Source organism: Pontibacter rufus (assembly GCF_015694705.1).
Lineage (GTDB): Bacteria > Bacteroidota > Bacteroidia > Cytophagales > Hymenobacteraceae > Pontibacter > Pontibacter rufus.
In genome coordinates, this window is the sequence record NZ_JADQDR010000015.1 from 89,470 (window position 1) to 100,609 (window position 11,140).

At 50.9% G+C, this 11,140-nt stretch carries 10 protein-coding genes; 1 reads left to right on the forward strand and 9 read right to left on the reverse strand.

The features are described from left to right. Nucleotides 1–31 precede the first annotated feature (31 nt). A complete protein-coding gene (gene recQ / locus I2I11_RS20075) occupies nucleotides 32–2,167 on the reverse strand; it encodes a DNA helicase RecQ (protein ID WP_196269544.1) in 2,136 nt (711 codons plus the stop codon). Nucleotides 2,168–2,348: 181 nt separating this feature from the next. Between recQ and I2I11_RS20080 the strand changes: the two genes are divergently transcribed. Next, nucleotides 2,349–2,684: a four-helix bundle copper-binding protein gene (locus I2I11_RS20080; RefSeq protein WP_196269545.1), complete on the forward strand. Its 336-nt coding sequence runs from the start codon at nucleotides 2,349–2,351 to the stop codon at nucleotides 2,682–2,684. Between the two features lie 87 nt (nucleotides 2,685–2,771). On the opposite strand, the gene I2I11_RS20085 is transcribed toward I2I11_RS20080, so the two are convergent. The 8 genes from I2I11_RS20085 to I2I11_RS20120 all read right to left on the reverse strand — a co-directional run. Next, nucleotides 2,772–3,107 carry a phage holin family protein gene (locus I2I11_RS20085; protein WP_196269546.1) on the reverse strand — a complete coding sequence of 112 codons (336 nt, stop codon included), beginning with the start codon at nucleotides 3,105–3,107 and terminating at the stop codon, nucleotides 2,772–2,774. A gap of 171 nt (nucleotides 3,108–3,278) precedes the next feature. Beyond that, a complete protein-coding gene (locus I2I11_RS20090; RefSeq protein ID WP_196269547.1) occupies nucleotides 3,279–4,349 on the reverse strand; it encodes an agmatinase family protein in 1,071 nt (356 codons plus the stop codon). A gap of 307 nt (nucleotides 4,350–4,656) precedes the next feature. Then, nucleotides 4,657–5,292: a chemotaxis protein CheC gene (locus I2I11_RS20095; protein ID WP_196269548.1), complete on the reverse strand. Its 636-nt coding sequence runs from the start codon at nucleotides 5,290–5,292 to the stop codon at nucleotides 4,657–4,659. Nucleotides 5,293–5,334: 42 nt separating this feature from the next. Beyond that, a complete protein-coding gene (locus I2I11_RS20100) occupies nucleotides 5,335–6,969 on the reverse strand; it encodes a chemotaxis protein CheA (RefSeq protein ID WP_196269549.1) in 1,635 nt (544 codons plus the stop codon). Continuing rightward, nucleotides 6,966–8,075: a chemotaxis protein CheB gene (locus tag I2I11_RS20105; RefSeq protein WP_370583026.1), complete on the reverse strand. Its 1,110-nt coding sequence runs from the start codon at nucleotides 8,073–8,075 to the stop codon at nucleotides 6,966–6,968. The genes I2I11_RS20100 and I2I11_RS20105 overlap by 4 nt, the downstream gene beginning before the upstream one ends. Before the next feature lie 57 nt (nucleotides 8,076–8,132). Further along, nucleotides 8,133–8,501 carry a response regulator gene (locus I2I11_RS20110; RefSeq protein ID WP_196269550.1) on the reverse strand — a complete coding sequence of 123 codons (369 nt, stop codon included), beginning with the start codon at nucleotides 8,499–8,501 and terminating at the stop codon, nucleotides 8,133–8,135. Between the two features lie 38 nt (nucleotides 8,502–8,539). Further along, nucleotides 8,540–9,133 carry a chemotaxis protein CheW gene (locus I2I11_RS20115; protein ID WP_230680492.1) on the reverse strand — a complete coding sequence of 198 codons (594 nt, stop codon included), beginning with the start codon at nucleotides 9,131–9,133 and terminating at the stop codon, nucleotides 8,540–8,542. Beyond that, a partial coding sequence (locus I2I11_RS20120; RefSeq protein ID WP_196269551.1) for a methyl-accepting chemotaxis protein occupies nucleotides 9,133–11,140 on the reverse strand: 2,008 nt, incomplete at its 5' end. The genes I2I11_RS20115 and I2I11_RS20120, both read right to left, overlap by 1 nt.

Here is an 11,140-nt window from a genome sequence, read left to right on the forward strand (position 1 = left end):
TGCCACGATACTTCTATACTTTACTGCCGGCTTACCAGCTATTCTCCTTTTTGTAAACAGATACCGACAACCGTATTTTGAAATATTCATATTTTCCTTCCAGCTGCTCAAACATTTCTTTCAGCTTGCCTTCAGTGCCGTGCTTTTCAATTACCTTAGATATGGCCTTATACTCTGCTTTGGTTAAGTACTGCTCAATCGGGATATCATACCCTTGCTCGTAAAGCGTGGCCAGGTGCGAGTAGATGGTAACCGGATTCAGGTTGCGCTCCCTGGCTATCTGCTCGGGCGTACGGCCTTTCTGAAACGCCTCCAGCGTAACCAGGTGCGTAGCGCCTTTTATAGTGTTTCCCTTTGCCTGCTCCTCCGTCACAAAGTCGATGATTTCGTTGATAAAAGCATCGCCATAATGCTCATACTTTACCTTACCTACACCGGCTATGGACAGCATGGCAATCTTGTTAGCAGGTTTCTCAGCCGCCATCTCCAGCAGCGTACTATCGGTAAACACCACATACGGCGGCACGTTGGCCTCGTCGGCAATGCGCTTGCGCAGGGCACGAAGGCGCTCAAACAAAGCGTCCTTAATGATCTCGCGCTTTGGCCGTGGCTTAAAGCGTTCCTCTTCCTGCTGTTTTACTTCCTCAAATTTCACCAGCTGCACTTTCCTGTTTTCAAACAGCACCTGCCGGCTCTGGTCCGTCAGCTTTAAAGTATAATTCTGATCGTAAGCCAGTTCTATCAGCCCGGCATTCAGCATCTGGTGCAGGTAGCGCTGCCAGTCCAGCGGGCCGATATCACGGCCGGCGCCATAGGTCTTAATCTTATCATAACCCGCCTGCAGCACCTGGCTGTTGCGGGAGCCGCGCAGCACGTCCACCAACAGCCCCATTGTTACCTGTTCCTGCGTGCGGGCGATGGCCGACAGCGCTTTCTGCGCCAATAAGGTACCATCGAAAGTGGAGGGCGGGTTGCGGCAGATATCGCAGTTGCCGCAGTCTTTGTCCATCGATTGCCCGAAATACTGGAGCAGAATACGGCGGCGGCAGGCAGAAGCTTCGGCAAATTGCTGCATCCGCTCCAGCTTTACCAGCTGCAGTTCTGACTGATTCTTGCTGCCCTCTCCCTCCGAGAGCATATTACGCAGGCTCATCACATCGGCAAAACTGTAAAGCAGCAAAGCATCTGACTTGGCGCCGTCGCGGCCGGCACGGCCAATTTCTTGGTAATAACTTTCGATATTCTTCGGCAGGTTGTAATGGATAACCCAACGCACATTCGATTTGTCGATGCCCATACCAAAGGCAACCGTGGCACAAACAATCTGCACGTCGTCACGCAGAAATTCCTCCTGCGCCCGCGAACGGAGTTGTGCACTCATGCCGGCATGATAGCAGGTTGTTTTATAGCCTTTGCTTTTCAGCTTCTCAGCCACTGATTCAGTCGATTTCCGGCTGAGACAATACACGATACCGGGCTGCCCCGGGTGATTTTCCAGAAATTCAAGGATGCGGTTGAAGCGGTTCTGGCCCGGCTTCACCGTCAGGTTAATGTTCGGCCGGTCGAAAGAGGAAACGTATACCTGCGGATTCTGTAAGTATAACTGCTCCTGTATGTCTTTTTGTGTGAGTTTGTCGGCAGTGGCTGTGAGCGCGATGACGGGTACCTGCGGAAACTGCTGCTTAAGCATTTTGAGCTGCGTATACTCCGGCCTGAAATCGTGGCCCCACGCCGAAATACAGTGTGCTTCGTCTATCGCAAAAAGAGAAATATGGAGGCGTTTCAGGAAAGAGAGAAAACCAGATGACAGCAGCTTTTCCGGCGACACGTACAGCAGCTTAAGTTCGTTGCCCAGGCACTTGTTCTCGATATTGTATTGTTCTTCGGGAGAAAGCGAGCTGTTCATGTAGGCTGCGGGTATGCCGTTGCCCTGCAGCGCTTCTACCTGGTCCTTCATCAGGGCAATCAGCGGCGACACTACCACGCAAATGCCCGGCAGCACCACGGCCGGCACCTGGAAACAAACAGACTTGCCGCCGCCGGTCGGCATCAGCACCACCACATCCTGCTTCTGCAGCACACTGCTGATGATTTGCTCCTGCATGGGCCGGAACTGGTCGTATCCAAAGTATAATTTAAGTGCTTCGCGTGCCGCTCGTATATCCATTTTGTATTTTCCCGCTTTCTGGCCTTGCCTGCCTTGCGCTCTTTTATTCCTTCATACAAAGATAGCCATAAAATCCGGCTTAGGCAGGCTGTGCAGCGGCTATCGTGGCCAACAAATAACCATGAGAGATAGCTCCCGTACCTTAATGAATAGATCGGAATTAAACCTATACTAAAAAACTATGAAATCAGAAATAACAGACAACCTGGAACACCAGTTGGTAAAATGTATGACTGCCTGCGAAACCTGCGCCACGCTTTGCCTGCAGGAAGACGATGTGAAGATGATGGTACCATGTATCATGCTTGATCGCGACTGTGCGGACATTTGCATACTTACCGCGCAGTTTGTAGCACGCAACTCAGCCCACGCCAAACACGTGATGAAAGAGTGCATCGAGATTTGCCGGAAATGTGCCGAAGAATGCCGCAAGCACCATACAGATCATTGCCAGCACTGCGCCGACATTTGTGCCGAAACCGCCAATGCCTGCCAGAACTGGATGGAGAAGAAATAACTTTTAGCCCCTTAATTTTGAAATGCAAAAGCCCCTGGTACCATATGGTGCTCCAGGGGCTTTTATTTAGATAATACCTGTAGAAACTTAGTCAAAAATAGCGTCGAGTATGGCGGTAATAATAGAAAGCACCAGGCTGAAGATCAGGGCCCACAGGAAACCGTCTACGGCAAAACCCGCTATCAGCCAATCGGCCAGCAATATTATTAAAGCATTGATAACCAACAAAAACAGCCCGAGCGTGAGAATGGTAACCGGAATGGTGAGGAAAACCAGTATAGGGCGGACAATGGCATTCAGGATGGCCAGTACCAGCGCCAGTATCAGAGCCGTTACAATGCCGTCGATGGTGACGCCGGGTAAAATATAAGCCGCAAGCATGGCTGCCGCGCCTACTACCAATAATCTGATGATGAATCCCATAGTTTTATAGAGTTAAGAATATATAGTATGATTTTATTGTTCTGATAAGTCTATACATACGCGAAGTATAAAAAGAAAGATAGAAAGCGAGGCCATACTTCGGGCGCATTATCTAAATAACAGAAGCCCGCAATCAAAAAGGTTGCGGGCTTCCGGCGAAAGAATTGAAGACTATAGCTGCGCTTCCAGCTTTTTCTGCGATGCAGCTGCCCAGTTACACAACTTATACAGCAGGCGGGCGCCTACATTTCCGTTCCATTCGCTGTCGCCGGGCGCTACTTCGCACAAATCAAAGCCGATGATCTCGCGGCCGGACTTTACCAATTGCTTTATCAGGAAAACGGCCTGCTCAAACTCCAGTCCGCCGGGTACGGGGGTGCCGGTGCCGGGGCAAAGTTTCGGGTCCAGGCCGTCAATATCAAAGCTGATGTATACTTTCTGCGGCAGCTGCGCGATGATTTTTTTGCACTCTTTCTTCCAGCTGTCGCCGGCATACATGTTTTCCTTCAGAGAGGCATCATAGAAAATGGTTACCCGGCCATTCGATTGCTGGGCCAGCTCGGCTTCTGCCTGGCAAAGGTCACGAATACCCACCTGCACCAGCTTTTTTACCTGCGGCAGTTTAAGGGCGTTATACATGATGGAGGCATGCGAAAATTCAAATCCTTCGTAAGCTTCCCGCAAATCGGCATGCGCGTCGACCTGAAGTATACCGTACTCTTCGTGCTTTTCTGCCAGTGCATGCATCAGGCCTAGCGGCGTGCTGTGGTCGCCGCCCAGCACACCTACAATCTTGCCCTGTTCCAGGTAATAAAGCGCTTTTTGTTTAAGCCACTGCAGCATTTGGGCGCCTTTGGCCGTAATTTCAGCCGGGAGCTGCGCAAATTGTGCTCTGCCGTTTTCCGGACTTCCTTCTTCCAGCCACGCAATGTATTGTTCGGCCTTCTGCCGCAACTCTTCACTGGTTGTTGCCCATTCTTCCGAAACCTCTTCCATGGCAATACCCAGCTTCCAGGCGTCTTTTATACATGGCTCGAACAGGTCAACCTGGGGCGAAGCTTCTTTTATGGCCTGTGGCCCCTGCGCGGTGCCGGCACTGTAAGAAACAGTTACCTCCCAGGGAGTGGGGATAATCACGACTTCCGCCTCGTCTATACCAAACGGCAGCCCGAACAGGCCGCCGCTCACATCGCCCATACCATTCGGATCGAAACCGGCTATTTTTTCTTCTTTGCTACTCATTGGCTGCACCTGAAAAGGCGGTTGATTATACTTCTGTGTTAAACTTTATACTTCAGGTAAAACGTGATAGTTGCAAAGCGATAAGCTGACAGCCCTTTCTCAGCCTGTCGGTATACTAACTGTTTGGTTCTTGTAAGGAAATCCCTTTATACTTAAAAGCAATGTTTTAGGAGCCGTTATACTTCGCAGGAATGCTTTATACTTCACGATTTATCAATACAGGCACTGGCAGAAGTGGCACATACTGCGGGCGCTACACTACGGCCTTGCGGGTATTCTCAGCAGTATGGCTTATACCTGCTTCCGTTTACAGCAACCCGTTTTTATCGTTGCCAAAAGCGCGGATGATGTCCAATATCTTCAGCAGTGTAGACGTATCGAAGAACAACAGCAGGGGCAATTCCACGCGCTTAAAGTTATGCGTGAACTGCGTAACCACCGTAAACACCAGCGGCTGAAAGAGCGGGTGCTGCACCAGAATATCTTTTAAGGAATCGGCGATATGGGTTTTGGGGAGCTTGGGCGGGGAACCGTATATATCGGCTTTGAGAATGTTGGCCAGCTGTGTTACCAGGGCGCCCGTTATAATGTTGCTGATTTCGAGCAGCAGCGACTCCTGCATAACAGAAAGTTCTCCCTTCTGCACATCCAGCATACTCAGGCATACTTCGGAAAGGCGGGCAATGTGGTCATCGGAGAAAAGCATGAGCGTGGAGCCGTTAAACTCTCCCCTGATGTCGGACTGAATAATGGTATGCGTATCCTCATACTTGGCAACGAGCAGCAGCAGATCTTTTACTTCTATCAGCTCAATATCCGGCACACGAAGCAGTACCTTGTCTCTGGCTATCACAGCAAAGGAATCTGCTGCACGGGCCAGGCCGATGTTGAGGATTTCTTTAACGATATCCCGCTCTAATTCCGAAATGTAAGGTTCCATCATAGTTGTCTGGTTGTTCTTATCTTTTCCCATCGCCGTTGCCCATTATCTTCGGTTAATAAAGTTGCGCGTAATTGCCGGCACATCCAGTACCAGGCATACTTTGCCGGTACCCAGCAGCGTTACCCCGCCATACAAATCGATGCTGTCGAGGGGCTTGCTGAGTGGCTTTACCACAATGTCCTGCTGCCTGTAGAGTTTGTCTACTATCAGCCCCAGCTTCCGGTTGTTATACGTTACCACAATAATATTTTGTACAATACCTTTCAGTCGGCTTTTGTCTCCGAGCCGCATATCTGCTTCCGGAGCGTTTAAAAGCTCGTGCAGGTATACGACGGTTACGGTTTCTCCTTTGATGTCTGCTACCAATACGTTACCTACTTCATGCAGTTCATCTATATCCATGGCAATTACGTGATCGGTGTGTATCAGCGGAATACCGAAGAAAATGCCGGCCACTTCAAAAAGCAAAGCGCCTTTTACCGCAATGGAGGTAGGCAGGCGCATGCTGAAAGTTGTTCCTTTGTTTTTTTCAGAATGTACCTGCAGCCGGCCGCCAATAGAATCAATGGCATTCTTCACCACGTCCAGCCCCACGCCTCTGCCCGAAAACTCGGTTACCTCTTTGGCCATCGAAAAACCCGGCTCAAACAAAAAGGAGAGCGCATCCATATCCCGAAGCCCTTTAGCTGCCTCTGCCGATATCAGTTGCCGCTCTATCGCCGCACGCTTTACCTGCTTCAGATCAATACCTTTGCCATCGTCCGTCAGCGTAATAAGCACATTCTCCCGATCGCTCCGCGCGGCAAGGCTCAGGTTACCGGTGGCGGGTTTGCCTTTCTTTTCCCGTTCCTCCGGCCGCTCAATGCCGTGCGTTATGGCATTGCGTACCAGGTGCAGCAGCGAGTCGGTTATAATCTGCAGGATGTTCCTGTCTATCTGGATGTCCTGCCCTGCCAGCTCCAGGTTTATAACCTTGCCTTCGGCCACCGCAATATCGCGCACAATCCGCGGGAACTTGTTGAACAGGGTACCTATACTTACCAGCCGCGCATCCATCACGCTGTACTGCAAATCGTCCGTAATACGATACAGGTGAGAGCTCACGTTCTTCAGCTCATCGTTGTCAAGCTCGCGGCTGATAGAAAGAATCCGATCGCGATCTATTATCAGCTCGCCAACCAGGTTCATCAGGTTGTCGAGCTTTTTAATCTGAATATAGATCAAATCCGACAGCGAGAGGTTTTTGGAAGTATGATACCGCTGTACCTTCGCCAGTTCTATCGTATTGTCAGCCAGGCTGTCTACAATAATATCGAGGTTGCGCAACAGCACCGGATCCGGATCTCCGGCAGTTGTATTGTCAATATTATGAATGAGGTCGCCGAGCATGTCAATGCCGTCGAAAAGCACGGTTACCACTTCATCGCTAAAGCTCAGTTCTTTGTTGCGTATAAGGCTGAAAGCTGTTTCAAGCTTATGCGACACGTCCGAGATTTGCAGGTAGCCGATGGCTTTGGCATTTGCTTTCAGGTTATGCAGCAAACGGAAAATTTCAGCCAGGGTATGATCGTCCTGCGGCTGCTTTTCCAATACGCTGATATGCCTGTTCAGCGCATCGTAGTATTCGAGCGCCTCAGCAATAAATATCTCTTTATACTCCTCTTCTCTCGATTTCATACACTTGTGTCAGTTGCACTGACGGATGGCTGCTGCGCTGCTAACCGGTTGATGTAATGCGGTATCGCAGATAATGGCAATATCCTGCCGACCAGGCCGCTGTCTATGGCAGATTTGGCCATCCCGAAAATGAGGGATGTTTCTTCGTCCTGCGCAACAATGAGCCCGCCCCTGCGCCGTATGTAAGCGGCGCCCGCGGTACCATCTTTGCCCATGCCGGTCAGGATAACGCCCAACACCTGCTTTACAGAACTCTGCGCCACTGTCTGCATCACCAGATCGATGTTCGGCTGATCAAAAGAACCGGCAGGTTCGCTGGAAAAGCCAATTTTTAAATTTGCGGTATTGCCCATTACCGGTACCACTACCATATTTTTGCCGCCCGGCGCCACAATAATCTTCCCCCGCTTCAGCGTCATGCCTTCGCGCCCCTCTGCCACTTTTAGCTGTGTAAGCTCCTGCAGGCGTGCTGCAAACGTTTTGGTAAAGCTTTTTGGCAGATGCACCACCACCAGCACCGATGCCTGTAACGCCGGCGAAAGTCCTTTTACAATAATCTCAAGTGCCTGTGTGCCGCCCGTGGAAGCACCAATTACCACTACTGTGCCGGCAGTAGCCTGCAGGTGCGGGAAGGGGAGCTGCGGTCCGGCAAATAATTCCTGCTGCAGTTGTGCCAGGCGTGTTTTCGTGTCCCAGTGCAACGTTTGCCGCACCGCCCTGACTTTGCTGATTACCTCCGGCGCAATGCCTCTGTAGTTGATGTACTGGCCCCTGCCGGGCTTAAGTATAATGGCGTATACACCCAGTTCTGTTGCCTGCTTGACCAGTTGCAGCGAAAGCATAGAACGGGTTACCAGCAGTACAACAGGTACCGGCACTTCACTGAAAATCTGCTTAAGCAGCAGGAATTCTTTGTTCAGCGGCAAGTCATTGTCAACCAAAGCCACGTCCGCCGCATTATCGCGCAACGTCTGCAACAGTTCGCTTCCGTCCGATGCCAGGCTATGCGTGAGCATGTCTGCCTCGGTGTTTATAATATCATCCAGCATTAACCGGCTGTAGCCCGACTCGACAGCAATAACTACTTTTATGTGTTCTGCCTGCACCTGCTCTACAATAGTTTCTGAACAATACTATCCGGTATACCTGCTGTGATTTTGCGCTTACCCGTCACTGGCGAGCGTTTTGCTCACTACTTCCAGCACCTTCTCTTCAGAAAAAGGCTTTACGATGTACGACAGTGCGCCATACTCCATCGCCTCATTCATGATTACCTCCTGCCCCACGGCGCTTACAATAATTACCTTCATGTCCGGCTGCTCGGCCTTTATGCCTTTCAGCACATCCAGCCCCGTGTTGTCCGGCAGAATTACGTCAAGCGTAATCAGGTCAGGATTGGTGGATTTTGCCAGTTCCAAGGCTGTCTGTCCGTTAGGTGCCTCGCCTACCACATCATAACCGGCATCGGTCAGCATGTTCTTCAACATGGTGCGCATGTAGAAGGAGTCATCTACTATTAATATTCTTTTCATACTTTAAAGTATAAGTATAACTTCTAATTGTAAACTGCCTAACCGGCAAGCTGCTGCACTTCGTCACTGGTCAGGATTTTCAGCATATCGAGCACGATGATCAGGCGGCCCCCGACTTTTGCAATCCCTTCGATGTAGCTTTCCTGTATATTAATGTCCTGCAGAAAGGCAGGGGTCTTGTTGATTTTGGACATGGCCAGGTTAAGCGACTGCGGCACTTCTTTTACCACCACACCTATTTTGTAGTCTTTTGCCTCGATCACCAAAGTATAGGTAATATTGGGATTCGCTTCAGGCGACAGGGGAGCCGGACGGATGCCGAAGCGCTCCTCCAAATCCATGATCGCGATGATATCCCCCCGGATGTTGGCTACACCTTTTATAAAAGCAGGCGTGCGCGGCATACGGGTTACACTGGGTGTAACTGTCACTTCCTTTACCTGCTCTATTTTAATGCCATACTTTTCTGTGCCCAGCCTGAACACGATAAGATGCACCATCTCCTCCAGCACAGCCGGTTTTGCCGCCTCTGCCGGGGTTGTGTCTGCGGCGTGGACAGGTGCGGGCGTGTCGGAAGGGCCTGGTGTAGCTTTTGCCGCAGTTTCCCCTCCCTGCTTCATCTGCTTTGTCATTATTTAGATCTTTCTTCCCCGGAGTATTTAGATGTAACTTTCCCTTTGGAATTGGTAGCCAGTCTGCTGTTGCCTGCCGATGCTTTCAGCTGCTTTTGCTTAACAGGTACAGCGGTCAAACGGCGATCTTTGCCGTTATTAAAGACCAGGTTACCATCAATCAGCTTAAAGGCTGAAATACTGATTTGCAGATCGGCAGCAATATCATTCAGGTTCTGCGAAGACGAGGTCAGCTCCTGCATGGAGGCCGACAGTTGCTTTGCCGTACCGGCCACCTGCTGCGTGCCCGAGGCCGTTTGTTCGGCAATGGCCACTACTTCCTCCACATACTTCACCACATCGCCAATAGAGGATTTCTGCACCTCCGTCGCTGTCAGGATATCCTGTGCGGTGCGCAAGGTTTCGCCACTGGAAGCGGCAATGTTCTTAAAGGCCCCGGAGGCTTCAAAGGTTGCGTTCTTTCCTTTCAGTACGCGGCCTTCCATGGTCGAGATCGCTGTAGCAGCAGATGCAGTATCTTTTTTCACATCTTCTACGAGTGTAGCAATCTCGCTCGCTGATTTACGGGAACCTTCTGCCAGTTTCCTGATTTCTTCGGCTACAACGGCAAAACCTCTGCCAGCTTCACCGGCACGGGCCGCCTCTATGGCAGCGTTCAGGGCCAGCAGGTTGGTTTGAGAAGCGATATCCGTAATCACACCCAGGGACTTAGATATTTCCTGCGAACGGGTACTCAATACTTCAATTGTTTTTGCCGTGAGAACCGCAGAACTGGATATTTCCTCCATGTTGCGCACCACCTCGGCTACCGTTTTCAGACCCAGCTGGGAAGTTTCCTCACCCACTTTAGCGGACTTGTTCACTACCTCTGCCCGATTGGCGGTTTCTTTGGTAGCTTTCATGATTTCCTCAATCAGCTTAAAGGCCTGGTCGGTTTTAAGGGCCTGGTTTTGCGCACCCTCCGCCATTTGCTGCATCGCCAGGGCAACATCCAGTGTCACTTTGTTCATCTCCAGCCCTTTGCCGGCCATCTCTTCTGAGGAACCACCCACTATGAGCGACGAATCATTAATTTCGCCCAGGAGCGCATTCAGGTTCTCTACCGCCAGGTTCAGCGCGTTGGCCGTGTCCATAATATCTCCGGCTGTCTGTGTTTCCACTTTCTGCGTTAAGTCACCTTCAGAGATAGCGCGTACCACCCGTGATACATCCAGCATCGGCGTTACGATAGATTCCAGCATGTCATTTACCGTGTCAACGAGTTCTTTCCAGCTGCCGCCCACACCTTGCAGGGTTGCACGTTCTGTCAGTTTTCCTTCCACACCGGCAACTCTGGCCACGCGGCTTACTTCACCTGCCAGTCGGTTCAGATCCACTACCATCGAGTTGATTGTTTCTGCCAGCTCGGCCACTTCTCCCTTCGCTTCGAGCGTTAGTTTCTGCGTCAGGTCGCCTTTCGATACGGCTGTTACAACTTTTACAATACCACGTACCTGTATGGTCAGGTTGCTGGCCATGGTGTTTACATTATCCGTCAGGTCTTTCCATACACCGGCTACGTTTGGCACATTGGCCTGCCCGCCCAGCTTTCCTTCCGTTCCCACTTCCAGTGCCACACGTGTTACTTCACCGGCAAATATGTTGAGCGAATCCACCATCTGGTTGATGTTTTCCTTCAGCTCCGCCATTTCTCCCTTCACATCCACTGATACCTTTTGCGTCAGGTCACCTTTGGCTACAGCCGTAGATACCTTGGCAATATCGCGTACCTGCAGCGTCAGGTTGCTGGCCATGGTATTCACATTGTCAGTAAGCTCCTTCCAGGTGCCCCGTACCTTTGGCACCGCTGCCTGTCCTCCGAGCTTTCCTTCCGTGCCTACTTCACGGGCCACCCTGGTTACCTCATCGGCAAAAATGTTGAGCGAGTCCACCATCTGGTTGAGGTTCTCCTTCAGGTCGAGAATCTCCCCTCTTGCCTCTACCGTAATTTTCTGCGTCAGGTCGCCT